This is a genomic window from Methyloversatilis sp. (genome assembly GCF_030698125.1).
Classification (GTDB): domain Bacteria; phylum Pseudomonadota; class Gammaproteobacteria; order Burkholderiales; family Rhodocyclaceae; genus Methyloversatilis.
The window spans coordinates 43,548-67,722 of record NZ_JAUYNV010000024.1 but is presented as its reverse complement, the minus strand read 5'-3'; the positions used below and the strand labels follow the sequence as shown (position 1 = coordinate 67,722).

Annotated in this window: 24 protein-coding genes and 1 tRNA gene; 8 read left to right on the top strand and 17 right to left on the bottom strand. The window is 64.1% G+C overall.

Annotated elements, in window-relative coordinates; translation table 11 throughout:
• Positions 1–141 precede the first annotated feature (141 nt).
• Together Q8Q80_RS09720 and Q8Q80_RS09715 are read right to left on the bottom strand one after the other, a co-directional pair.
• Positions 142–2,004 (bottom strand): hybrid sensor histidine kinase/response regulator, encoded by a 1,863-nt coding sequence (locus Q8Q80_RS09720; protein WP_305632724.1) that lies wholly within the window; start codon positions 2,002–2,004, stop codon positions 142–144.
• A complete protein-coding gene (locus Q8Q80_RS09715; RefSeq protein WP_305632723.1) occupies positions 2,001–2,675 on the bottom strand; it encodes a response regulator transcription factor in 675 nt (224 codons plus the stop codon). The genes Q8Q80_RS09720 and Q8Q80_RS09715 overlap by 4 nt, the downstream gene beginning before the upstream one ends.
• A 251-nt stretch (positions 2,676–2,926) precedes the next feature.
• Here Q8Q80_RS09715 and Q8Q80_RS09710 point away from each other — a divergent pair, with 251 nt between their 5' ends.
• Positions 2,927–3,547 carry a response regulator transcription factor gene (locus Q8Q80_RS09710; protein ID WP_305632722.1) on the top strand — a complete coding sequence of 207 codons (621 nt, stop codon included), beginning with the start codon at positions 2,927–2,929 and terminating at the stop codon, positions 3,545–3,547.
• 25 nt (positions 3,548–3,572) lie between these two features.
• On the opposite strand, the gene Q8Q80_RS09705 is transcribed toward Q8Q80_RS09710, so the two are convergent.
• The 4 genes from Q8Q80_RS09705 to mutY form a co-directional block, all read right to left on the bottom strand.
• Positions 3,573–4,271 carry a hypothetical protein gene (locus tag Q8Q80_RS09705; protein ID WP_305632721.1) on the bottom strand — a complete coding sequence of 233 codons (699 nt, stop codon included), beginning with the start codon at positions 4,269–4,271 and terminating at the stop codon, positions 3,573–3,575.
• 44 nt (positions 4,272–4,315) lie between these two features.
• The gene (locus tag Q8Q80_RS09700; RefSeq protein WP_305632720.1) at positions 4,316–5,149 is read right to left on the bottom strand and encodes a trans-aconitate 2-methyltransferase; all 834 of its coding nucleotides are present in this window, start codon (positions 5,147–5,149) and stop codon (positions 4,316–4,318) included.
• Positions 5,150–5,296: 147 nt separating this feature from the next.
• Positions 5,297–5,551 carry a YkgJ family cysteine cluster protein gene (locus Q8Q80_RS09695; RefSeq protein WP_305614610.1) on the bottom strand — a complete coding sequence of 85 codons (255 nt, stop codon included), beginning with the start codon at positions 5,549–5,551 and terminating at the stop codon, positions 5,297–5,299.
• Entirely contained in the window at positions 5,548–6,666 is a 1,119-nt protein-coding gene (gene mutY, locus Q8Q80_RS09690) for an A/G-specific adenine glycosylase (RefSeq protein ID WP_305632719.1), read from the bottom strand. The genes Q8Q80_RS09695 and mutY overlap by 4 nt, the downstream gene beginning before the upstream one ends.
• A 155-nt stretch (positions 6,667–6,821) precedes the next feature.
• On the opposite strand from mutY, the gene Q8Q80_RS09685 reads away from it, so the two are divergent.
• Positions 6,822–7,370, top strand: a complete 549-nt coding sequence (locus Q8Q80_RS09685) for a flavin reductase family protein (protein ID WP_305632718.1) — start codon at positions 6,822–6,824, stop codon at positions 7,368–7,370.
• On the opposite strand, the gene Q8Q80_RS09680 is transcribed toward Q8Q80_RS09685, so the two are convergent.
• From Q8Q80_RS09680 to Q8Q80_RS09670, 3 genes are all read right to left on the bottom strand, one after another.
• Positions 7,371–8,399 (bottom strand): YdiY family protein, encoded by a 1,029-nt coding sequence (locus tag Q8Q80_RS09680; RefSeq protein WP_305632717.1) that lies wholly within the window; start codon positions 8,397–8,399, stop codon positions 7,371–7,373. It lies immediately after the preceding gene.
• Between the two features lie 250 nt (positions 8,400–8,649).
• Positions 8,650–8,723, bottom strand: a tRNA-Gly gene (locus tag Q8Q80_RS09675).
• Between the two features lie 63 nt (positions 8,724–8,786).
• Positions 8,787–9,239 (bottom strand): hypothetical protein, encoded by a 453-nt coding sequence (locus Q8Q80_RS09670; RefSeq protein WP_305632716.1) that lies wholly within the window; start codon positions 9,237–9,239, stop codon positions 8,787–8,789.
• Between the two features lie 184 nt (positions 9,240–9,423).
• On the opposite strand from Q8Q80_RS09670, the gene Q8Q80_RS09665 reads away from it, so the two are divergent.
• From Q8Q80_RS09665 to Q8Q80_RS09645, 5 genes are all read left to right on the top strand, one after another.
• Entirely contained in the window at positions 9,424–11,622 is a 2,199-nt protein-coding gene (locus tag Q8Q80_RS09665; RefSeq protein WP_305632715.1) for a TonB-dependent receptor domain-containing protein, read from the top strand.
• A gap of 110 nt (positions 11,623–11,732) precedes the next feature.
• Positions 11,733–11,936 (top strand): sulfur carrier protein ThiS, encoded by a 204-nt coding sequence (gene thiS, locus Q8Q80_RS09660; protein WP_305632714.1) that lies wholly within the window; start codon positions 11,733–11,735, stop codon positions 11,934–11,936.
• A 15-nt stretch (positions 11,937–11,951) separates the two neighbouring features.
• The gene (locus Q8Q80_RS09655) at positions 11,952–12,746 is read left to right on the top strand and encodes a thiazole synthase (RefSeq protein ID WP_305632713.1); all 795 of its coding nucleotides are present in this window, start codon (positions 11,952–11,954) and stop codon (positions 12,744–12,746) included.
• A gap of 67 nt (positions 12,747–12,813) precedes the next feature.
• A complete protein-coding gene (gene trmB, locus Q8Q80_RS09650; RefSeq protein WP_305632712.1) occupies positions 12,814–13,506 on the top strand; it encodes a tRNA (guanosine(46)-N7)-methyltransferase TrmB in 693 nt (230 codons plus the stop codon).
• Positions 13,507–13,691: 185 nt separating this feature from the next.
• Complete coding sequence (locus Q8Q80_RS09645) at positions 13,692–14,807, top strand: hypothetical protein (RefSeq protein ID WP_305632711.1); 1,116 nt, start codon at positions 13,692–13,694, stop codon at positions 14,805–14,807.
• Positions 14,808–14,914: 107 nt separating this feature from the next.
• Here the strand turns inward: Q8Q80_RS09645 and hemW are convergent, their stop codons facing one another.
• From hemW to Q8Q80_RS09620, 5 genes are read right to left on the bottom strand one after another with little or no spacing between them, the layout of a single operon-like run.
• The gene (gene hemW, locus Q8Q80_RS09640; RefSeq protein WP_305632710.1) at positions 14,915–16,135 is read right to left on the bottom strand and encodes a radical SAM family heme chaperone HemW; all 1,221 of its coding nucleotides are present in this window, start codon (positions 16,133–16,135) and stop codon (positions 14,915–14,917) included.
• Positions 16,132–16,734, bottom strand: a complete 603-nt coding sequence (gene rdgB, locus Q8Q80_RS09635) for an RdgB/HAM1 family non-canonical purine NTP pyrophosphatase (RefSeq protein ID WP_305632709.1) — start codon at positions 16,732–16,734, stop codon at positions 16,132–16,134. The genes hemW and rdgB overlap by 4 nt, the downstream gene beginning before the upstream one ends.
• On the bottom strand, positions 16,731–17,453 hold the full coding sequence (rph, locus tag Q8Q80_RS09630) for a ribonuclease PH (RefSeq protein ID WP_305632708.1): 723 nt from the start codon (positions 17,451–17,453) through the stop codon (positions 16,731–16,733). The genes rdgB and rph overlap by 4 nt, the downstream gene beginning before the upstream one ends.
• 2 nt (positions 17,454–17,455) lie before the next feature.
• Complete coding sequence (locus Q8Q80_RS09625; protein ID WP_305632707.1) at positions 17,456–18,376, bottom strand: PP2C family serine/threonine-protein phosphatase; 921 nt, start codon at positions 18,374–18,376, stop codon at positions 17,456–17,458.
• The gene (locus tag Q8Q80_RS09620; protein WP_305632706.1) at positions 18,373–19,341 is read right to left on the bottom strand and encodes a serine/threonine-protein kinase; all 969 of its coding nucleotides are present in this window, start codon (positions 19,339–19,341) and stop codon (positions 18,373–18,375) included. Before Q8Q80_RS09620 ends, Q8Q80_RS09625 begins: the two co-directional genes overlap by 4 nt.
• A 177-nt stretch (positions 19,342–19,518) precedes the next feature.
• Between Q8Q80_RS09620 and Q8Q80_RS09615 the strand changes: the two genes are divergently transcribed.
• Positions 19,519–20,373, top strand: coding sequence for a YicC/YloC family endoribonuclease (locus Q8Q80_RS09615; RefSeq protein ID WP_305632735.1), 855 nt, complete (start codon positions 19,519–19,521; stop codon positions 20,371–20,373).
• Positions 20,374–20,385: 12 nt separating this feature from the next.
• Here Q8Q80_RS09615 and Q8Q80_RS09610 read toward each other — a convergent pair whose 3' ends face one another.
• The 3 genes from Q8Q80_RS09610 to fabI all read right to left on the bottom strand — a co-directional run bounded on the left by Q8Q80_RS09610 (position 20,386) and on the right by fabI (position 23,911).
• A complete protein-coding gene (locus Q8Q80_RS09610) occupies positions 20,386–21,594 on the bottom strand; it encodes an acetate/propionate family kinase (protein ID WP_305632705.1) in 1,209 nt (402 codons plus the stop codon).
• Positions 21,591–23,024, bottom strand: coding sequence for a bifunctional enoyl-CoA hydratase/phosphate acetyltransferase (locus Q8Q80_RS09605; RefSeq protein WP_305632704.1), 1,434 nt, complete (start codon positions 23,022–23,024; stop codon positions 21,591–21,593). Before Q8Q80_RS09605 ends, Q8Q80_RS09610 begins: the two co-directional genes overlap by 4 nt.
• A 107-nt stretch (positions 23,025–23,131) precedes the next feature.
• A complete protein-coding gene (gene fabI / locus Q8Q80_RS09600; protein WP_305632703.1) occupies positions 23,132–23,911 on the bottom strand; it encodes an enoyl-ACP reductase FabI in 780 nt (259 codons plus the stop codon).
• Positions 23,912–24,175: the final 264 nt, after the last annotated feature.

The window sequence follows — 24,175 nt, the reverse complement described above, 5'->3', positions numbered from 1 at the left end:
CAGGCGCCACGCAAAGCCGACGCACAAAAGAAAACGCGGCCTTCGCAGACCGCGTCAAGGGACACAACGTGCACAACACCTTCATTCTGTTAAACGGGGTGTCGGGCAGCAATCGTCCTTTTGGTCTAGACCTGCTCCCGTTCAGGCTTTCAATGCCTCTTTCAGCTTGAACTGGATGAGCGTGCGCAGCTTGGCCGGCATGACCGGCTTGAGCAGCAGGTGGTGACCGAGATCGCGCGCTTCCTCCAGTCGTTCCGGCGTTGCACTGCCGGTCACCAGAATGGCCGGAATCTCGGTGCCGAAGTGTCTGCGTATGGCGGTCACCACTTCCGGCCCGATTTCCCCGTCGCGCAGCTGATAGTCGGCGATGATCAGATCGGGCGGCGCGTCACGTGCGGTGACCTGCGCCATTGCCTCGGCCGCGGTGCCGGCAATCAGCGCTTCCGCACCCCAGCTGCCGAGCAGCGCGCTCATGCCGTCGACGATGCTCGCCTCGTCGTCGATCACCAGAATGCAGCGCCCGCCGAGATCAGCCTGGCTGCGTTCGACACGGGCCGCTGTAACACGCACGACTGGCGCACGCCCCATCGGAACATCAACCCGGAACACCGTTCCGCGACCGGGTCGTGATGACAGGCTGACCGGATGGCCGAGCAGCGCTGCCAGTCGCTGCACGATGGACAAGCCGAGGCCGAGCCCCTTGCGACGGTCGCGTTCTGCGTTCGCCAGCTGCACGAACTCTTCGAAGATGCGCGCCTGATCGTCTGGTGCAATGCCCATGCCGGTATCCCACACCTCGAAACGAAGTTTGCCCTTGCGAAGCCGGGTGCTGACCAGCACGCCACCGGTGCGCGTGTAGCGCATGGCATTGGAGATAAGGTTTCGCAGGATGCGTTCGAGAAGCACCGGGTCGCTGCGTACCCATGCGCTGCGCGACGGCATGCGGAACGACAGGCCGCGGTCGAACGCTTCCGGTTCGAAGTCCATGCGCAGACGGTCGAACAGCGCGGTGACCGACACGTCGGTGATTTCCGGCTTCACCTTGCCGGAGTCGATCTTCGAAATGTCGAGCAATTCGTTGAACAGGCCCTCCAGCGCCTCGACCGAACTGCTGATGCTGGTCACCAGATTCGCCACGTCGGGCTCGCGTGCCTTGGCCGACAGGGCTGCGGCAAAGAGGCCCATCGCATGCAGCGGCTGGCGCAGGTCATGGCTCGCTGCTGCGAAGAACTGGCTTTTCGCGCGGCTGGCCTGATCGGCACGGTCGCGTGCCTGCGACAGTTCGACGTTCTGTGCCTCCAGCCGCTTGCTCAGCACCTCGTTGGCATAGCGGCTGCGCAGCGCACGTTCGATCAGTGCATTGAAATTGCGGCCTACCTTCCACAACGCGACCATCAGCACGGTCACGATGAATGCGATCAGCAGGTCGTAACGACCGCCTTCCCAGATATAGCGGGCAATCACCGGCAGCAGCGTCGTGAACAGGAAGGCGTAGTAGCTCGGCAGATGCATGGATGTAATGGCGACTGCCACGCCGCACACCGACACCAGCAACGACATGAGCACGATCTGCTGTTGCGGCGCATCCGGACTGAAGAACAGCCACAGCGTGGAACTCCACAGCACACCCGAAACCGCTGCGCCGACCAGCCAGTAGTTGCCCCAGCGCGGCGCGTCGTCGGCATCCGGGGCGGCGCGGTTGTACATCCGCAGCAGCACCAGACGCGAAATCTGGTTGGCGACCGACGCAGCAAACCAGAGCGCGACCGTCATCAGCGGGAAGGCGGTGTACATGGTGACCGCCACCAGCGCCGTGCCGAGCATCTGGCCGCCAAAGGCAGTGCGCAGGTTCGCATACAGCATGTCGATCTGGGTGGCGCGCACCTGTTTGTCGAGCAGTGACTGTTCATGCGCGTCGAGCAGGGCCGCCGCATCGCCGCGTTCGCGGGTCAGCGATTCGATCGTCGTCTTTTCGGGCACCGGAATGCCCGGCTGCACCGTCATTGCGAGCCGCCCGACGGACCGAGCTTGAGGCCGATACGGCTCGCCGCGACGACGGCCTGGGTGCGGTTGGTGGCGCCCAGTGCCTTCAGGATGGCAGTGATGTGTACCTTTACCGTGCCTTCGGCCAGATTCAGTTCGCGGCAGATTTCCTTGTTCGGCATGCCCTGAACCATCAGCGTCAGCACCTCGGACTGGCGTTCGGTCAGGCCGATGTCCGATGCAGTCTGCGGCTTGCGCGGGGCGTCATCGCGGCGCGGTGCACCGAGACCGTATTCGCCGGCGATCGCCTGGCGCGGCACGTACACGCCACCGGACAGCACCAGGCGCAGTGCGCCCAGCAGCACTTCATTGCTGCTGGACTTCGGAATGAAGCCCATGGCCCCTTCGTCGAGTGACGAAATGACGGTGTCCGTATCGTCGAAGCCGGACAGCACAACGATGGGCAGTGCCGGCTGAGCGGAGCGGAAGGTGCGCAGCGCGCTCATGCCGGTGCAACCCGGCAGGGTCAGGTCGAGCAGTGCGAGGTCAAGATCCGGATGCTGATCGGCCAGCGCCAATCCGCTCTCCAGGTCAGAAGCGTCATACAGCCGGATGTCGGCAGCGAGGCCGGGCAACACGTGGCGCAGTGCCTCGCGGATCAACGGATGGTCATCAACGATCAGTATCTTCATGGTGCTTGCGCAGGAATGTCGTCTGCCAGCTTACATTTTCACAGGCGGTCATGATGGCGGAAACGACACAATGCCGCGCTGAAAAATATAACTTAAGACGTAATCTATATGGATGAACCAGGCAGGGTTTGTGCGCGATTAGAATCGAAATGCGGACATCCGATATCGCTGTTCATCCGACATGCTTCGTAGGTCCGCATCATGTGAGCCAGCGCGGTCACGCTGCGGTCAGCCGAGCAAAGGAGTTTACGTTGAGTTGCATACTGGTCATTGACGACCACGCGCTGGTGCGCGAGGGGCTGGCGCAGACACTTTCCCGGCTTGGCGGCGCCCTCAGTGTCATCGAGGCGACGGACGCGGCTCACGCGCTCACGCTGATCGACGAACGCGACGACATCGATCTGGTGATAACCGACCTGATCATGCCGGGCATGAACGGTTTTTCCCTGCTCGCGACGCTGCGCGAGCGCGACCCTTCGCTACCGGTGCTGGTGGTGTCGGCACTGAGCGACAGACCAACGGTTTCCCGCGCCATGCGTCAGGGAGCCTCGGGTTTCGTGTCGAAGGGCGATTCGGGCGCGCAACTGGTTGCGGCAGTGCGCGAAGTGCTCGCCGGCAATCTATACACGCCACCCGCGCGGTCGAAGGTCGTCGATGCGCCGGCGACCAATGGCCTGACGCGTGCGCAGCAGCGCGTGCTGCTGCTGCTGGCCGAGGGGTGCAGCAATCGTGAAATCGCCGAATCGCTTGGACTGGCCGAAGGCACGGTCAAGGTGCACGTCAGCCGCATCCTGAGTGCCTACAAGGTCGGTTCGCGTGCCCAGCTTCTGATTGCACTGGCACGCGAGCAAACTCGCCGGCGCTCGCACTGACCGGCGGCCGGCATCACCCGATCGGTCAGTGAGCGCCGATCGCGGCGTCCACTTCGCGTCGAGACTGCACCTGGGTGTGCTCTTCCATCGTGTCTTCGGCGTCTATATCGACTTCTTCGTGCTCGATGCGCAGGATGTCAAGCACCGGTGCGGCAACCCGGCGGCAGGCATTGGCCAGCGGTGACGGCAGCGTGTCCGGGATGCGTTTCTGCAGCAGTTGTTTCGACGACGAAATCGCGAACACCGGCTCCAGAATGCGGTTGCGGTAGGCGCCCAACTGGGCTTCGACCGTACGGTCGGCTGCTTCGCGTGCCCAGCTGTTGGTCGGCCACTGCATCGGCAACGCCAGCGCGCGCGGGAAGGCTTCCAGGTCCTGCTGCACGGTGCGCATGTCTTCGTGCGAATCACGGAACGGCAACAGAACGAGGTGTGCGAGGCTGTACAGGTGGCGATCCATGTCACTGCGGTTGGCACCGCCATCGATGACGCCGATCCACTTGTTCAGGCCGCGGATCTTCTCCACCACCTTGGCCAGTGCATCCCGTGACCGCGCATCAGCCGTGAGGTAGCGGCGGCCTTCCGGATCCAGCGGCTCGCGCCCGATGTCGGTCAGTACACATACCGAACGCTGGTTAAGCAGCCCCAGCCCCTGGCAGAGCATGTGCGACAGCGTGGTCTTGCCGGTGCCGCCCTTGTTGCCGATGACACAGATGATTTCAGCCATATTGATCGTCCCCGACGCATCCAGTGCAATTCGATGAGTGATTGTTACGCGACAAGCCCGCCGGCATCGCCCGGAACTGCGGCCGTAACCGGCGTCAATTCCGCGTTCGCGCCACTTGCGGCGGGTTCGTTGTTGCTCCGTCGGCAGGCGAAACTGTAGACATACAGCTCACGCGCTCCGGGCTCGCCCTCGACCACGCGGTCCGCGCTCAGCCCCGGTATTTCGAAGCTGTTGGCGATCAGCAGCGCACCGGGGCGCATTTCCAGCGCTGCCTTGCGCCCCAGCTTCGGCATCGGCACCGGTGACAGGAAGGCGTACACCACGTCGAAGTGACCGAGGTGGGCCGACCACAGATCATCGCGGCGTATGGTCACGTTCGGCAGGTGGCGGTTGCGCAGGTGGGCGATCAGCCAGGGCAGCGGTGCGTTCTCGACGCCGGTGAAGCGGCAGTCCGGGCGCGACATGGCCAGCCGGCGCAACAGGCTGCCGGTGCCGCAGCCCAGATCGACCAGATGTACCGGCCTGTCCTGCGGCAGCGTCAGGAGCAGCGCGCGTGCGGTCGCCTGATTGGTCAGAAACAGCGGTACGCGCGTACGGAAGGTCGACCAGAAGATGGCCGACAGTGCGAGGAAGGCGAACAGATACCACGCGGGTGCAATGCCGAGCGCGCGTGCTCCGACCACCAGCGGTGAAAAAAGCAGGTGGATGATGACCCACCAGCGCGGCGCGCCCATGGCCAGCGCAAGCGCGGCGGCGATGCCGCCCTGCATGATGACGACCGCCGTCAGGCCGGCAGGCGGCGACACCGTGTACAGCAAGGCAAACACGGCAACGGCCCACGCAATGAACTGCACGGTGAGGGCGCGGAACAGGTGCATGGCGGATGGCCCACGGAACGCAATGCGCCAACGGTACTCCGTGTGATGCCGGTCACAGGCCCCGAAAAGCGAGTCCAATTTGCCGCATTCCCGGGTTTGTCCCAAGGGCCCCGCGTCGCCAGTAGGCCAGCGCACCCGGCAAGATATTCAGCTGTCGGTTGCGCGCTGCAACGCTGCCAGCCACACCAGTGCATGGGCGGCTCCGTCGCCGCACATGTCGGCCGAAGGTTGCAGGCCGCCGCAGCAGGCCGGGCGCTCGGGCAAGCCGAAAATGCGGCAGCGCTCGTGTTCGTCAAGCTGGATGCAGCGCACACCGGCCGGCTTGCCGTGAGGCATGCCCGGAATCGGGCTGGAAATGGAGGGCGCGATGCAGCAGGCGCCGCAGCCGTCGCGGCACTTCATGGCTGGCGTCGCGGCGTGCCGCGGCCTGCATCGTGCTGCGCGAGCAGCTTGCGCACCGGCGCCGGCAGCGCCGCCGCGGTGGCGCTGCCCAGCGGCTGCCAGTGCAGCGAGGTTTCCGCTGCCAGCACAGGCGCTGCGCTGGCAGCGATGCATACATGCAGCGGCACCAGATGCAATTCGAAATGCGTGAAGCCATGGACGACCGGCGCCATCACCTCGGCAGCGTGGTCCGACAGGCCGTGGTTCGCCAGCCAGCGTCCTGCTTCGGCCAGCGCATCGGGCCGGGTTTGCGCAGTCAGTTCCGGCAGGCTCAGCAGACCGCCCCAGATGCCCTGACCCGGGCGGCGTTCCAGCAGCACGCGGCCCGCGCATTCGATCAGCAGTGCAAAACGCAGCCGCTGCGGTCGCACCTTCGCCGGCCGCGGCGCCGGCAATTCGCGCTGGCGGCCGTCCCGATGAGCGACGCAGCGCTCGCGCAGCGGGCAGTCGGCGCAGCGTGGGCGGCCGCGCGTGCACACGGTGGCGCCCAGATCCATCAAGGCCTGCGTGTAGGCCGCACCGTCGCTCGCGGGCATCAGTTCGCGCGCCTGCGCCCACATCGTCTGTTCGACCGTGCGCGTGCCCGGAAAGCCTTCGATGCCGAACACGCGGGCGAACACCCGCTTCACATTTCCATCGAGTATCGGTTCGTGTGCGCCAAAACAGAAGGTGGCGATGGCGGCGGCGGTCGAGCGGCCGATGCCGGGCAGGCTGGTGATGTCGGCGACCGCCGCCGGGAAACGCCCCTCGAAGCGCTGCATGATCTCGCGCGCCGCGCGATGCAGGTTGCGCGCGCGGGCGTAGTAGCCCAGACCGCTCCATGACTCCATCACGTGGCTTTCGTCAGCCGTCGCGAGGGCTGCCAGCGTCGGGAAGCGCGCCATGAACCGGGCGTAGTAGCCGATCACCGTCTGCACCTGGGTCTGCTGCAGCATGATTTCCGACACCCATACCCCGTAGGCGTCGCCGTGCTGCCAGGGCAGGTCATGGCGGCCGTGCAGACGCTGCCAGCGCACCAGAGTCGGCGCGAAGTCGTCGTTCTGCACAAGGGGGGATTCGTCGGTTTGTGGCGCCATGTCGTATCGCGAAGCGTGGCTCGGCAGCGGATTGTAGGCGCCGGGCGCTGGCCGGCTGCAAAAGCGGCGATAATCGGCCGGCGCTCACACACGTTAGTCCGCCTGATGACCTACCCGCCCGCCCGACCCGCGCGTGCTGCCGCGCAGGCAGTGCCATGTCCGATCCAGCATCCGGACGCGACCACGCGGTTCCGCACATCGCGATGAACAACCCTGCACGAGACAGCCGCGCCTTCCGCGATGCGCTGGGGCTGTTTGCCACCGGCATCACCATCGTCACCACCCGCGCGCCCAACGGCGATCCGGTTGGCCTGACGGTGAACTCCTTCAATTCGGTGTCGCTGGAGCCTCCTCTGGTGCTGTGGAGCCTGATGTGTGGCTCGCCAAGCGAAGACGCTTTCCGCGCCTGCTCGCACTACGCCATCCATGTGCTGGGTGCGCAGCAGCAGGCGCTGTCGAGCCGTTTCGCCGGCAGTCGAGAACAGCGCTTCGCCGGGCTTGCCACCTGCCAGGGCCTTGGCGACGCGCCATTGCTGGAAGGGTGTCTCGCGCGTTTCGAATGCCGCAACGACATCCAGTACGCCGGTGGCGATCACCTCATTTTCGTCGGCCGGGTGGAACGCTTCGAACGCAGTGCCGGTGATCCGCTGCTGTATTTCGGCGGTGGCTATCGTGGTATCGACAAGCCGGAAGACAAGCCCTGATTACCAGGCGTAACCCAGGCCGAGCAGCAACGTCGAATCGACGGCCTTGCGGCCGGGCGCCGGTGTTCGCTCCCAATCGGCATTGAGTTGTGCCGACGCGGTCATGCCCGCGGCGATCGGCAGGCGCACGCCGGTTTTCGAGCGGATGGTCCGCTGCTGGGTGTCGGCGACGCTCCAGAAACCGTCCTGGTCATGGAACAGCTCGGCACGCCGGTCGAACAGCCAGTGCGAGGCGCGCACGCCCCAGCCGAGCGCCGGGTAGTCGTCGTCCGGGCTGACGATGCGGTCGACATTGACGTAATCGAGACCGGTGCGCAGAGACAGCCGCGTCTGTTCGTCCTCGAAGATCTGCCAGCCGTAACCGGCACCGACCGTCGTGCGCAGCTGGATGTCCTTGATCTTGTCCTGTTCGAACGAGGTGCGCGCGTAGATGAACTGACGCTCATTGACGAAGTGGTCGTAGTTGCCGTTGAGCAGCCATTGCTGCGCCGTCTTCACACCCCGGTCCTTGCGCCGGTCCACTTTCATGCCGAGCCCCCAGGCGTAGCCCTTGGCGCGCGCGTCCAGCGCGCCATCGCCGTAGATGCGGTCATTCTCGGCATTGCCGCGCACCAGTGCGGCCGACATATTGACCCGGCCGCTGTAGCTCACGCCATTGCCGGACTGCTCCGGTGTCGGATTGATGAAGGCGATGTCCTCCCGCTTCACATTGCCTTCGGTACTCGGATTCGACAGCGCCACCTTGTCGGCTTCGCTGGCGGCCAGCTGCGCACTGTTGAGCAGATCTCCACCTGCGGTCATCACGGTGACCGGTTCCGAGGTGCGCAGGCTTTTCACGAGGTCCCAGCGCAGCCGCAGTTCGCCTGCGTAGTCGGTGCGCACGACCAGCTCGTTGCCGGCCTTGGACACGATGCGTCCGGTGATGCGGTCACCGTTGGTCAGTTCGATCTCGTCGGCATGACCGGGCGCACTCAGCATGAAGGCAGGAAAAAAAAGGGCAAGCAATGGCGGCAGGCGTCGCAGGCGCATGGAAATCTCCCGGATTGTGTGACATGCGGACCGACTGTTCGTCGGCCTGGAGAGCGGGTCATGGACCCAGCGTGCAGGCCGGGCGCTGAGGACACCCGGGGCTGCTGAAATGCGGAGAAAAAACGGCTTCCAGTCTAGTGGCGCAGCGTTTGGCTGGCTGTAGGAAAAGAGGAAGCGCAGGATCGCGACGACCGCGGCTGGCGGCTTAGCGGGCAGCGGGGAATCCGGGGGGGGCGTCGAAAGGAATGCCTGGAGCGGGTGATGGGAATCGAACCCACGTATGCAGCTTGGGAAGCTGCCGTTCTGCCATTGAACTACACCCGCAACGCCGCGGATTGTACGCCGGAACGGCCGCGTATCCCGTCACAGGATGCGCAGCCGGGGTCTCTACTTCACTTCTATCGTGGCGCGCATGCCGCCGTCGGCGAGCTTTTTCGTCGATATCACATCGTCGAACACGCCGGTGCGCACCGGCAGGAACCACCACTCTGTGGTGTGCCCGGCGGAAATCTCGATGCGGCGGATCGGACCGTAGATTTCGGCTACCACCTTGCCGGCTGCATCCAGTGCCACGACCTTGCGCGTGTAGACCATGTCGGCCAGGCCCGCCGAACCGAAATAGTAGGGCTGGCTACCTGTATTTTCGAGCCGCAGCTTGTACAGCTTGCCGGCCTCCAGCGTCAGCGAGTCGGGCGTGAAGCGGTGCTGGCCTTCAACGGTGCCCAGCTTGAGCGTGACGGTGACGGGTTCCTGTTTGGTCAGATCGGCGGCGTGTGCAGCCGTAGAAGCGGCCAGTGATGCCATCAGGGCAATGCGAATCAATCGGCGGATGTTGTTCACCACAAGTCTCCCGAATGTCTGTACGAGCGCATGCGACCGCGCCGGACAGGATTTGTTGCGAAAAAGCCGCACTTCACGCCGGTCGGGAATCTTTCCCTACGGCCACGCGGCGTGTCTCTCTATATTGCGCCGACGTCTAATTCATTAGAGCACGAATAGTTGATTGTCCAACCGAGGAGCTCCCATGCACAAGCCCAAGCTGCTCGCCGCAGCCATCGCCGGCTGTTTCATCCTTCCGTCGGCGGCCTTCGCGCAGTCGACTGCGCAGAAAACCGTCGAGGTCGATACGATCAACGTCCGCGGCAGCATCCTGCCCTACAAGCTCGAACACATTCCGGGATCCACCTCGGTGCTCGACACCGAGCAACTCGAAGCACAGCGTCCGTTCTCGATCAAGGAAGCGCTGCGCACCGTGCCCGGCGTGCATGTGGTCGATGAAGACTCGTTCGGTCTGGGCCTGAACATCGGTATCCGTGGTCTGAACCCGCGCCGTACCTCGCGCACGCTGCTGCTGGAAGATGGCATGCCGCTTTTCCTCGCGCCGTATGGTGATCCGTCGGCGCACTATTCCACGCCGATCGACCGGGTGGAGCGTATCGAAGTGGTGAAGGGCTCCGGTCAGGTGCTGTACGGCCCGCAGACCATCGGCGGCATGATCAACTTCGTCACCAAGCCGATTCCGAAGCAGGGCATCGCCGGCAGCGTCAGCGCGACCTGGGGCAACAATGACTATCAGGGTCTGCACGCCAATGTCGGTGTGGGTGGCGAAATGGGTGGCGTCATGCTCGACGTCATCGAAAAGAAGGGCGACGGCGTGCGCAAGAACCACGACTTCGACGTGTTCGAGGTCAGCATGAAGGGCCAGTTGAACATCAACCGCGATCACACGCTGATCGGCAAGATCGGTCATTACAAGGAAGATTCGCACATCACGGAGACCGGTCTCGGGTCGGTTGAGTATGCGGAAGACAAGTTCCAGGCACCGACCGGCCGCAACGACCGTTTTTTGCACGAGCGCAATAGCCTGCAACTGCAGCACATCTTCCAGGTCAATGAAGCCGCGAAGCTCAGTACTCAGGCCTATTACGTCGATGCCGACCGTGCATCGTTCCGCCAGATCAACGATCCGGGCACCAATGCTGGTCGCTCGGCGCTTGACCGCTGTCCGGGCGGCGTCAGCACCGCCAACCTGGCCAACGCCGATCAGTGCGGCGGCCGCTGGCGTCCGCGCGACTACCGTTACTGGGGCATCGAGCCGCGCCTCGACTTCAAGCACAACACCTTCGGCATCGCCAGCGACGCGGTGGTCGGCTTCCGTTATCACGAGGAAGATATTAAGCGTAACCAGTTCCGCACTAACGATCCGCGCATCCAGAGCCAGAGCTTCACAGATTCGCTCATTGGCGTGAATGGCGGTCAGGGTCATCGCGAGCAGATCGACATCACCGTCGAGGCCAAGTCTTATTACGTGCAGAACACCTTCTATATCGGCGATTTCTCCATCACGCCGGGCATCCGTTACGAAGACCTGAAGATCAGGACCGATGTGCGCCGTGCCGAAGGCCAAGCGCAGGACAATCCGGAATCGGATTTGAACAACAATCAGTCCAAGGTGCTGCCGGGCTTTGGCATTGCCTGGAATGGCATACAGAACACCACGGTGTTCGCCGGTGTGCACAAGGGTTTCGCGCCGCCGCGCCCGGATCGCGACATCGTCGCCCCGGGAGGTGCCAACACCGCCAATGTGAACAAGACGCGACCGGAAGAAAGTACGAATTGGGAGCTTGGCCTGCGTTCGTCCTACTTCAAGGGCATCGGTCTCCAGTCAACGCTGTTCTACACCGACTTTGACGAGATCGTCATTGAGGATAACGGACGCTTCTTCAACGGTGGCAAATCCGAGCAGACAGGGCTTGAAGTGGCTGGTCGCATTGATTTCGGCCAGTTTTACAACTCGACCCACAACATTTACTTGACCGGGTCCTGGACGAATCTGTTTTCGGCTAAGTTCAAGCGGGATGTTGCGGCAGAAAATATCGTGAGCGGCAACCGCTTGCCTTATGCGCCCAAGCATCTGCTGTCGGTCGCCGTGGGTTATCAGAACCCGCACGGCTTCGATGCCCGCCTCGGTGCCGATCGCGTGAGCGAGCAGTTTGCCGATGGAGAAAACACGCGGGTTGAAGACCTGACCGGTCAGGAAGGCACCATCCCGTCCTACACCGTGTTCAACGCGACGATGAATTTCCGTCCGCAAGGCTCGAAAACCAGCTATTTCCTGAGCGCCTACAACCTGACCGACCGCGAATATCTGGTCAGCCGGGTGGACGGCAAGTTCGCCGGCCGCGAACGTCAGGTGATCGCCGGCATCCGTTACGCCTTCTGAGCGCGTCATTCACGGTGCGAGGGCCACTCCGCGGAGTGGCCCTTTTTTGTTTGCCGGGCGCGGCGGACGAGGCCAGCCATTCGCTGTAGACTTCGTGCGAGACTTCCCACATGTCCTCCATCACCCTGAATGGCGAAACGCGGGCGCTGGCGCCGGATACCACGGTCGGCGCGCTGCTTGCGGCACTCGATCTGGCCGGCAAGCGGGTCGCGGTCGAGCGCAATGGCTGCATCGTGCCGCGTGCGCAGCATGCCGATACACGCCTGGTCGATGGCGACCGGGTCGAAATCGTCGTCGCGGTGGGTGGAGGCTGATCCGGACATATACAGATGAGCAGCGATACATGGCAGGTCGGCCGCCGCACATTTTCGTCGCGGCTGCTGGTAGGCACGGGCAAATACCGTGATTTCGACGAAACACGCGACGCGATAGAAGCGTCGGGCGCCGAAATCATCACGGTGGCGATCCGCCGTACCAATATCGGACAGGAACCCGGCCAGCCCAGCCTGCTCGACGTGCTGCCGCCGGATCGCTACACGCTGCTGCCCAACACCGCCGGCTGCTACACCGCCGACGACGCGGTACGCACTTTGCGCCTGGCGCGCGAACTGCTCGACGGCCACAACCTGGTGAAGCTCGAAGTACTGGGTGACGCCGACACGTTGTTCCCCGACATGCCGCAAACGCTGGCCGCCGCCGAAACGCTGGTGAAGGACGGCTTCGACGTCATGGTCTATTGTTCTGACGATCCGATACAGGCCAAGCGGCTGGAAGAGATCGGCTGCGTGGCGGTGATGCCGCTGGCCAGCCTGATCGGCTCCGGCATGGGCATCCTGAATCCATGGAACCTGCGGCTCATCATCGACAACGCGCGCGTGCCGGTCATTGTCGACGCCGGCGTCGGTACGGCTTCCGATGCCGCCATCGCGATGGAACTGGGCTGTGACGGTGTGCTGATGAATACCGCGATCGCCAGGGCACAGCAGCCGGTGCTGATGGCCAGTGCGATGAGGAAGGCGGTCGAAGCCGGTCGCGAAGCCTTCCTCGCCGGCCGCATGCCGCGCAAGCTGTACAGCGCTGCGCCCAGTTCGCCCAGCACGGGCCTGATCACGCCGGGCCGCTGAGCGGCAGTTGCCTGATGCCATCGTCCGACACCGCGGCCCGAGCGGGCCGCCCGCCTGATTGCCTTTCATGACCGATACCCCGGACAGCCCGGAACACCGTCACATCCGCAGCTATGTGCTGCGCCAGGGCCGCATGTCGCCGGCGCAGACGCGATCCATCGAAGAAGGCATGCCGCGCTGGGGCATCCCGTACGCGGCGCAGGCGATCGACTGCGCAGCCGTGTTCGGGCGGCATGCGCCGGTGGTGCTGGAAATCGGTTTCGGCATGGGCTTCACCACCGCCGAAATCGCGGTTGCGCGACCGGACACCGATTTCATCGGCATCGAAGTGCACGGCCCGGGCGTGGGGTCGATGTTCAAGCTGATCGCCGAACAGGGGCTGCACAATGTGCGGGTGATCCAGCACGATGCGGTCGAGGTGCTGCGCGACATGATTCCCGCCGCCTCGCTGGCCGGCATCCATGTGTATTTTCCCGACCCGTGGCCGAAGAAGCGCCACCTGAAGCGCCGGTTGATCCAGCCGACGCTGGTGTCACAGCTCGCGTCGAAACTGGCGCCCGGCGGCTATCTGCACTGTGCGACCGACATCGAGGACTACGGCCAGCAGATGCTCGACGTGCTGTCCGCCGAACCTTTGCTCGAGAACACCGCCGATGGCTTCGCGCCGCGCCCGGACTACCGTCCGCTGACCAAGTTCGAAGCGCGCGGCCTGCGTCTCGGGCACGGCGTGTGGGACGTCATTTTCCGGCGCAGGGGCTGAGGAAGTACGGGGTCGGCCAGAGGGCTTTCCGAAGGGAATCGTGGGTGATGCCCTTGGTCGGTTGATTCGGTTCCAAAACAAATGTGTCGACGGCATGGAAAAATTGACGTTCCCGACCTTATGCCACAGACTTGTTCCTGCTAATGCTATTTGCGTTTCATCAATACAATAGAGGTCGGACAACCATGGCTTTTTCCCCGCGTAATGCATTGCTCTTGTTGGTATCGCTTGGTTTGCTGTCTGTTTCATTCAGCACCCGTGCGGCGTCTGAAAACTGGGGCGTGACCAGGGTTGGCCCCATGCTGTTTGGCGCGCAGGCACTGAATAATGCCGGTCAGGTTGCGACAGTCGATCTCGACCCGCTCACGGGAATGCCGCGTGCAGTGGTGTGGCAGAACGCCGCATTGTCGATTATTGGTTTCTTGCCTGGCGGCAGTGCAAGCGGCGCATTTGGTATCAATAACCTCGGGCACGTTGTGGGCACGAGTACGGCGGAGATCACCGATGCACTAGGCAACACGGTGCTCGGGACAAGGGCCTTTGTGGCTGAGAAGGGCGCCATGACGGCCTTGGAAAGCTTGCCTGGTGGCGTGCTTGACGATTGGGCTTATGACATCAGTGATTCGGGGTACATCGTCGGATCGAGTCGTGTCGCGTCCGGCAATCGAGCAGTCATGTGGAAAGACGGGCGTGTCATGGACCTCGGGTCGAGCCCGGAGCTTGATGCAACCGATGAAAATTATTCGGCTTCCCGCGTGAATAATGGCGGTCAGGCTATCGGTTCGATGTGGAGCAGCTCAGGCAACTTCCTTGGTTTCGTTTGGACCGACGGAAAGATGACGGACTTGGGCGAATGGATTCCTTCCGATATCAACGACTCGGGATTCGTAACCCTCACACGGAATTTTCGAAATGCCGATGGACATCTCGAAGAGCACGCGGGTATGTGGCAAGACGGATACCTGACTGATCTGGGGACGTTCGGCGGCCAGTCTGCGCGCTTCAATGGCATCAACCAATCGGGGCAGGTTGTGGGTTCAGGTCGCAGTCAATCGGGGCTGGATTACGCCTTCGTCTGGAACAATGGCGTTGTTCGTGATTTGAACTCCATTGCGGAAATATCCATGCACGGTGTTGTATTTACATCTGCCTTGTCGATCAATGACCGGGGAGAAATGCTCGCCTTGAGTAACGACGGCTTTGTCTATCTGATTTCCAGTGTGCCGGAACCGGAAACCTATGCCAGCTTGCTCGCCGGTTTGATCTGCGTTGGTGCTTTTACGCGCGGTTCGCGCAAATAGGACGGCGTGCCCCCCCGGGGCTTCCGCACCCGAACATCATCGAGGCGCAAGTCCGAAGGGTCGCACGCGCAGAAGGCACTTCCTTCCGTTTTTGGTAGTGGCGTGCTTCAGTCCAGAAACCGCTGCAGCAGTTCGTTCAGGAAGCGTCGGCCGCGAAGGGTTGGCCGGATGTGGCCGCTGTCGAGTTCAAGCAGGCCGTCTTCGCGCGCTTCGAGCAGTTTCGGCATGAGGCGGTCGATCGGCAGCGAGGTGTGGCGTTCGAACAGTTCGATGTGGAAGCCGTCGTTCAGGCGCGCGGCATTCATCATGAATTCGAACGGCAGTTCGGCAGCGCCGACCTCGCGTGATTCCTGCACGAAGCGGCCCTGCGCGGCGGCTTCCAGATAGGCGTTCGGATGCTTGTGCCGCATGTCGCGCCGTACCCGGTCGTGAAAACTCAGCTTGCCGTGCGCGCCTGCACCGATGCCCAGGTAGTCGCCGAACTGCCAGTAGTTCAGGTTGTGCAGGCACTGCTGACCGGGTTGTGCGAAAGCCGACGTTTCGTAATGCACGAAGCCGGCGTCGGCCAATCGTGCCTCGATGGCCTCCTGCATGTCGGCCGAGGCGTCGTCATCCGGAAGCTCGGGCGGATGCGCCGCGAACGGGGTATTGGGTTCCAGCGTCAGGTGGTAGCAGGAAAGATGGGTCACGCCGGTGGCCAGTGCGGTGTCGAGGTCACGCAGCGCTTCGCGCATCGTCTGCTGTGGCAGGGCATACATCAGGTCGATGTTGACCCGCTCGAAGGTGCGCTGTGCCAGTTCGACCGCGCGCTGCGCTTCGGTGGCGTCGTGGATGCGGCCAAGGGCGGCGAGGTGATGGTCATCGAAGCTCTGCACGCCGATCGACAGCCGGTTCACGCCGGCGTCGCGAAAGCCGGCGAAGCGTTCGGCTTCCACCGTGCCAGGGTTGGCTTCGAGCGTGATTTCCGCACCCGGCGACAGATTCACGCGGGCGCGTACCGCCGTCAGCAGGTGGTCCAGCCCGGCGGGCGACATCAGGCTGGGTGTGCCGCCGCCAAAGAAGATGCTGTGGATGCGCCGGCCCCAGATGTCGGGCAGCGACGCTTCGAGGTCGGCGACCAGCGCCGTGAGGTAGGCGTCTTCCGGAATGCCGTCGCGCACGGTGTGCGAGTTGAAATCGCAATACGGGCACTTGCGCACACACCACGGAAAGTGGATGTACAGCGCGAGCGGCGGCGGTGCGGTGAATTCGAGTGCGGCCGGCTGATCGGCCGGCGAGTGCCCCGACCTGGGCGAGCGCGCCGGGACCAGCGGAATGACCCGGCTCATCCGCCGGTGAGCGCCTGCAGCCGCGTCAGCAGGTGGCGCATGGCCGAGGCGCGATGCGACAGCGTGTTCTTCAGTTCGGGTGCCAGTTCGGCGGCGGTCTGTTCAAGCGACGGCACCCAGAAGTGCGGGTCGTAGCCGAAGCCGGCATCGCCGCGCGGCGACTCGATGATTTCGCCGTGCCACTCGCCGTCGGCAATCAGCGGCCGCGGGTCGTCGGCGTCGCATACCAGCACGATGACCGAATAGAAATGTGCCCGGCGATCCTCGATGCCATGCAGTTCGGCCACCACTTTCGCGTTGTTGGCGACATCGGACTTCGGCTCGCCGGCATAGCGCGCCGACAGTACGCCGGGCCGCCCGCCGAGCGCACGCACGCAAAGGCCGGAGTCATCGGCCAGCGCGGGCAGACCGGTTTCGCGCGAGGCATGACGGGCCTTGGCAAGTGCGTTCTCGACGAAGGTGACATGCGGCTCGTCCGCTTCGGCGACACCGAGCGAGGCCTGCGTGACCACTTCGATGCCGAGCGGCGCCAGCATTGCCGACAGTTCGCGCAACTTGCCGGCGTTGTTGCTGGCCAGCACGAGTTTTTCGATTTTCATGGCAGTCCGAGTGCACGACGTTGTGCGGCGATCAGCCCTTCGATGCCGGCTTGCGCGAGATCCATCAGCGTGCCCAGCTCGGCGCGCGAGAACGTCTTGCCTTCGGCCGTGCCCTGCACTTCGCACAGACCGCCGCTGGCGGTCATCACCACGTTCATGTCGGTATCGCAGGCGGAATCTTCCGGATAGTCCAGATCGAGTACCGGCGTGCCTTCATGAATGCCGACCGACACCGCCGCCACCAGCTCGCGCAGCGGGTTGCGTGCGATCAGGCCCTGCGTCACCAAGCCGCTCAGCGCATCGTGCAGTGCCACGCAGGCGCCGGTGATGGACGCGCAGCGCGTGCCGCCATCGGCTTGAAGCACGTCGCAGTCGAGCGTGATCTGGCGTTCGCCGAGCGCGACCAGATCGGTGACCGACCGCAGGCTGCGGCCGATCAGGCGCTGGATTTCCTGCGTGCGTCCGCTCTGCTTGCCCTTGGCGGCCTCACGCGCGCTGCGCGTGTGCGTCGAGCGCGGCAGCATGCCGTACTCGGCGGTCACCCAGCCCTGGCCCTTGCCGCGCAGGAAGGGCGGCAGGCTTTCCTCGACGCTGGCGGTGCACAGCACGCGCGTGTCACCGACTTCGATCAGGACCGAGCCTTCCGCATGCTGCGTGAAATTGCGGGTGATGCGCAGCGTGCGCGCTTCATCGGGCCGGCGGCCACTGGGTCGGGTCACTGTTACTGTCCTTTGGATGAATACTTGTTGATGGCGGTATTGATTTCGGAAATCGCGGCCTCGATGGCCGACTCGTCCCAGTCCTCGCGGATCGGCACGCGGTCGCCGAAGCCTTCGAGCACCGTGGTGTGGCGGTCCAGCGGCAGGGTTTTGGTCGTCACCGAGCCGCGGGGTTCCTCGGCATAGCTGTCGTGCCAGTTCAGCGCGACCATGGTCAGGTTGTCGCAGGTTTCGCCACCGGCGGCTTCGGCGCTGTCCATCACGCGCGGCACGGCCTGCATCACGTCGATTTCGGTGAACAACCTGAGCAGCTGGTCATTGCCCAGCGGCCCCCACACACCGTCGCTGCACAGGAACACGGTATCGCCGGCGAGCAACGGCGTCTTGCGCGAATACTCGATCTGCGGCGCGATCGGGCCACCCAGGCAGCTGTAGATGCGGTTGCGGTGCGGATGGGTCATCGCGCCATCCTCGTCCAGCAGCCCGCGATCGATCATGCGCTGCACACGCGAGTGGTCGCGCGTCTGCGTCATTACGTGACCGGCGCGCAGCACGTACAGCCGCGAATCACCGGCGTGCGCCCAGTAGGCGACCGAATCCTGGATGACGCAGGCGACACAGGTGGTGCGCGGGCCGTCCTCGATGTCGCGCTCGTCGGCGTAGTCGAGAATGGCGCAGTGCGCATTGGTCAGGCCACGCGACAGGAACAGGAACGGGTCGGTCAGGCGCGGTTTGGCTTCGCGCTGGAAGGATTCGACCATGTACTGCACGGCGATCTGCGCCGCGACCTCGCCCTGCAGGTGGCCGCCCATGCCGTCGGCGATCACCATCAGCAGCGCATCGCGCGAATACGAATAGGCCATGCGGTCCTGATTGGACTTACGCTTGCCGACCCGGCTTTCCTGAAAGATCGTGAATCTCATTTGCCCACCAGCGCGCTCAGCCGGGCGCGTACGCGGTCCAGCCAGTTGTCTTCGGTACTTTCGACCTGCGCCACGGGCTCGACCTGATCACGCTCCCAGGTGGCAAGCGCCTTTTGCAGCGCAAACACACTTTGCGGCCGCTTCAGATGGTTCAGATCCATGCACCAGTCTATGGTTTCAAGCAGTTGCGGCGAGTACTGCCCGATCCAGCGCTGCGACGCGAGGATCACGCTGTCGTTGTCCAGCCGCTGGTCGGCCGCCTGCGGCGGTCCGCCCGACAGGCAGGCGTACATGCTGGCGCCTACGCTGTAGATGTCGCTCCACGGGCCGAGCAGATCGCGGTTGCGGTAGTGCTCGGGCGCTGCGAAGCCGGGCGTGTACATCGGCTTGAGCATCGGCGTGTCGGCCATCAGCGTGGTGCGCGCCGCGCCGAAGTCGAGCAGCACCGGCGAACCGTTGTTGCGCAGATAGATGTTCGACGGCTTCAGATCGAGGTGCAGCAGCTTGTGCGCATGCACTTCGCGCAGGCCGTTCAACAGTCGCGTGAACACATAGCGGATGAAGCTCTCACGAATTTCACCGCGTCGGCGCGTGATGTATTCCTGCAGCGTGCGGCCGCGCTCGTAGCGCATCACCATGTAGACGGTTTCGTTGGCGCGGAAGAAATTGAGCACGCGCACCACGTTCGGGTGATTCAGGCCGGCCAGCGCACGGCCCTCCTCGAAGAAACATTTCATGCCGTAGCGGAAGGCGGGCAGGAATTCTTCGGGAATGTTCGGGGTAATCTGGCCGTCGTCGCGCAAAGCCAGGGTGTTCGGCAGGTATTCCTTGATGGCCACCGCCGTCTCGTCGCGGTCATGCGCCAGATACACGATCGAAAATCCACCCAGGCTCAGTTGGCTGTGGATGCGGTATTGATCGAGTTCAAAGCCCGGCGGCAGGGCGCAATTGACTTGTGGTGGCATTCTGCGGGCCGCTATGATCCTTGTTTTGGCGCGATTCTGGGCGTTTGGTAACACGCTGTAAAGCTGCCCGACAGCCACGCAGGCAAGTGCGCGGGGTCGTCGCGCGGGTCATCAGTTACCACGCGGATCATGCCTGACAATCAGAGAGGGAAACATCGCGTGGGAAGCATTCACAGCATGACGGGTTTTGCGACAGCTGCAGTGGCTGTCGGCCAGACAACGCTGAACCTTGAGCTGCGCACGGTTAATTCTCGTTTCCTCGACCTGCATTTCCGCCTGCCCGACGAATTGCGCGTCGCCGAGCCGCTGCTGCGTGAGCAGATCACCGGTGCGCTGTCGCGCGGCAAGGTCGATTGCCGCGGCGGCCTGCAGGCGGGCGGTGACAGCGCGCGCGAACTGGCGCTCAGTGCGCCGCTGCTGGCCCGGCTGGTGGCGCTCGATGCCAGCGTGCGCGACGCGCTGCCCGACGCGGCCCCGCTGTCGGTGGCCGAAGTGCTGCGCTGGCCCGGCATGCTTGGCGACGAGGCGGTGTCGGCCGAAGCGCTGGTCGAGGCGGCGGGGCGCGCCGTGCGCCAGGCGCTGGGCGAACTCACCGCATCGCGCCAGCGTGAAGGCGTGCGGCTCGCCGCGATGCTGATGGAACGCGTGACGCGCATGCGCGAACTGGTCGCCCAGGTCACGCCGCGCGTGCCGGAAGTGGTGCAGGAATATCAGGCGAAGCTCACCCAGCGACTGCAGGAGGCGATCGGCAGCGCCGACGACGAGCGCATCCGCACCGAAGTCGGCCTGTTTGCGGTGCGCATCGACGTGGCCGAGGAACTGAACCGCCTGAGCGCGCACCTCGAAGAAGTGGAGCGCATCCTCTCCAAGGGCGGCGCGGCCGGCAAGCGGCTCGACTTCCTGATGCAGGAACTCAACCGCGAAGCCAATACGCTGGCGTCCAAATCGGTCGCGCAGGACGTCGGCAACGTTGCGATGGAGCTCAAACTGCTGATCGAACAGATGCGCGAACAGGTGCAGAACATCGAGTAGTACTGTATCGCGTCATGACAGCAGCTCGGCAGTGTGGCGCGCGATCACCCACTCCTCGTTGGTCGGGATGACACACACCGCCACGCGACTGCTGGCGGTGCTGATGCAAGGCGCAGCGGCGTCATTGGCCGCCGGGTCGAATTCGAGGCCGAGCCAGCCGAGCGGCCGGCAGATCCGTTCGCGCACGGCGGCCGCGCGTTCGCCGATGCCGCCGGTAAATACCAGCGCGTCGATGCCTTCGAGGGCGGCAGCCAGCGAGCCGATCTCCCGTACCGCCCGATAGCAGAACAGGTCGACCGCCTGCGCGGCGTCCGCACTATCCGATGCGAGCAAGGTGCGCATGTCCGAAGACAGCCCCGACACGCCGAGCAGGCCGGATTCGCTGTACAGCAGGTGGGTCAGCGCCTTCGCGTCCATGCCGTGTTGTTCCATCAGGTAGAGCAGCACGCCGGGGTCGAGGCTGCCGGTGCGGGTGCCCATCATCAGTCCGTCGACCGCGGTGAATCCCATGCTGGTTGCCTGGCTTCTGCGCGCGACCATGCCGCACATCGATGCACCGTTGCCGAGGTGCGCGACGATCACCCGTCCGTCTGCCTGGGCGGTTGGCAGATGCTGCGGCAGCACCTCGGCGATGAATTCGTACGACAGGCCATGGAAGCCGTAGCGCAGCACGCCTTCGGCGGTGATGTGGCGCGGCAGCGCGAACATCTGTGCAAGGTCCGGCTGCGTGCGGTGGAATGCCGTATCGAAGCAGGCGACCTGCGGTACACCGGGCAGCGCACGGGCCATCGCATCGATGCCGGCCAGGTTGTGCGGCTGATGCAGGGGCGCCAGGGGAACCAGATCGCGCAAGGCGGCGATCACCTGCGCATCGAGCAGGACAGGTGCCGAGAATTGCCGCCCGCCGTGCACCACGCGATGACCGACCGCCGTGATGCGCAGTCCGGCATCGCAGTCATGAAGCCAATGCGCCAGACGGCGCAGCGCCTCGCGGTGCTGCAGTTCCGCCGACCCCTCGATGGGCAGCTCGATATCTTCCAGGCGGTTGCCCGCCGCATCCTCTGCCGTCAGACGGACCGGCCGCCCGGCCGCTCCGATGCCATCGATGCGGCCGGTCATGCGGGCTTGCTGCGGCACGTCGCGGGGGTTCGCCGGCAGCGCGAACAGCGCGAACTTCACCGAACTGGAGCCTGCGTTGAGCGTCAGCACGGCATCGCTCATGCATCGCTCCGGGTCACTGCATTGCGCTTTGCGTGTGCCATGACGACGGCGATGGCGGTCGACGTGGTCCGGGTCTCGGCGGAGTCGGCACGACTGGTCAGCACGAACGGTACGCGGGCGCCCAGCACGATGCCGGCAGACAGCGCCTCGGCGAGGTACTCCAGCTGTTTGGCGAGCATGTTGCCCGACTCGATGTCGGGCACCACCAGGATGTCGGCCTGTCCGGCCACCACCGACCGGATGCCCTTGGTGAGCGCCGCCGCTGCCGAGATCGCATTGTCGAAGGCCAATGGGCCATCGAGCAGCCCGCCCCGGATCTGACCGCGGTCCGCCATCTTGCACAATGCGGCGGCGTCGAGCGTCGACGGCATCGCCGGATTGACCGTTTCGACCGCGGCAAGCAGGGCGACCCTGGGCTCCGGAATGTGCAGAAAGTGCGCAAGGTCGATCGCGTTCTGCACGATGTCGGCCTTTTCCAGCAGCGTCGGCGCCACATTGATCGCGGCATCGGTGATCAGCATCAGACGCGGATAGGTCGGCACGTCCATCACGAACACATGGCTCATCCGGCGTGCCGTCCGCAGGCCGGTGTCCTTGCGGATCACCTCGCTGACCAGTTCATCGGTGTGCAGGCTGCCCTTCATCAGGGCTTCACACTCGCCGGCGCGGCACAGCGCGACCGCTTGCTCGGCCGAAGCATGGCTGTGCAGGGTGTCGACGATCCGGCAGTCGCCGATATCCAGGCCGAACTCCTCGGCGAGCCGACGTATCTTTGCTTCGGGGCCGACCAGTGTCGGCACGATCAGCCCACGGTCACGGGCAAGCAGGGCGCCGCGCAGCGACTCCGCGTCGCAGGGGTGCGCCACCGCCATCGAAATCGGTGTCAGGCCGTGCGTGATCTGCATCAGGCGTTCGAAGCGTGTCTTTCTCGTGTCGGACAGCCGGAATTCCGGCAATTCCGTCTTGATGAGCCGGATCTTGTCGCTCGGCGCCAGGACCTCGGCCGTGCCGTGAATCACCTTCTCGCCATGCTGATTGATGCAGACACAGTCGAGGATCATGTGCCTGTTGTGATCGAACTTGCGATCGCAGCGCACCGTCACGGTCACCGTGTCGCCGACACGTACCGGGCGGCTGAAGTGCAGCGTCTGGTCGACATAGATCGTGCCGGGCCCTGGAAACTGGGTGCCCAGCAGCGTGGAGATCAGGGCGCCGCCCCACATGCCGTGGGCGATGACTTCGGTGAAGATGGACGAGCGGGCATATTCGGCATCGACGTGCGCCGGGTTGATGTCGCCGGACATGATGGCGAACATGTGGATGTCTTCGTGGCGCAGCGTGCGCAGCAGGGTGGCCGTGTCGCCCACGGCGATTTCGTCGTAGGTGCGGTTTTCTATCCAGAGCGAATCGGGATCGGTGACGTGGTTCATGAACTTTCTTCTTTCGGGATGTGTAGGTGCTTTTCCGAATGTGCGCGCCAGCCAGCTGAATGGTCCGGATCCGCGGTAGCCAGGAGTGCTCCGGCGCTGCATCCGCGTCAAGCCATGATGTTGTGGCCGCCGTCGACGTAGAAGGTCGAGCCGGTCAGGCGGCGCGCGTAATCAGTGGCCAGATAGGTCAGGGCGACGCCCACATCGTCGATGTCGACGAGCTCGCCGATCGGCGACTTCTGGACCGCTTCGTACAGCAGTTCATCGAATTCCTTGAGTCCCGACGCCGCCCGGGTGCGCAGCGGCCCCGGCGAGATGGCATGCACGCGGATGCCCTTCGGCCCGAGCTCGAAAGCCAGATAGCGCACGGACGCTTCAAGTGCCGCCTTGCACGGACCCATCACGTTGTAATTGGGCACCACCTTGTTGGCGCCCATGTAGCTCATGGCGAACAGCGAGCCGCCGTCGGTCATCAGCGGTGCAGCCAGGCGCGCCATGCGGATGAAGGAATGACACGACACATCCATCGCCTTCGCGAATCCATCGGCCGGGCAATCGACCAGACCGCCCGCCAGCGCTTCTTTCGGCGCAAACGCGATCGAATGCAACGCAATGTCGAGTCGACGCCATGTGTTGTGGATCGCCGCAAACACGTCTTCCATCTGACCTGCTACCGACACGTCGAGCGGCAGCAGCAGTTCGGCGCCGAGTTCCTGCGCCAGCGGTTCGACAAAGGGTTTCGCCTTGTCGTTGAGATAGGTGATCGCCAGTTCAGCACCTGCCGCGTGCAGTGCGCGCGCGCAGCCCCAGGCGATCGAGTTCTCGTTGGCGACGCCGATGATCAGCGCCCGTTTGCCGCTGAGAACCCCCTTGTTGCCATTGGTCATTCTGGACCTTTGTGTGTGGTGAAGTTAGCCGCGCAGGTCAGCGGCGGGCCGCGAACAGGCGGTCGTAAGTATCATTGCAGCGGATTCTTGCGCGTTGATGGCAGCAGGTCGTCGTTTGGCAGGATCCCCTGAACTTGCGTTCCAGGGCTTTCTCTCCGACCAGTGATGCTGCCACCAATCGCCCCGCAAGCACTGATCGGACGGCACGGAGTGATCTGTCGCGCCGGCACCAGTAGAATTCTTCATTCCGCACTGTTCCCGTTT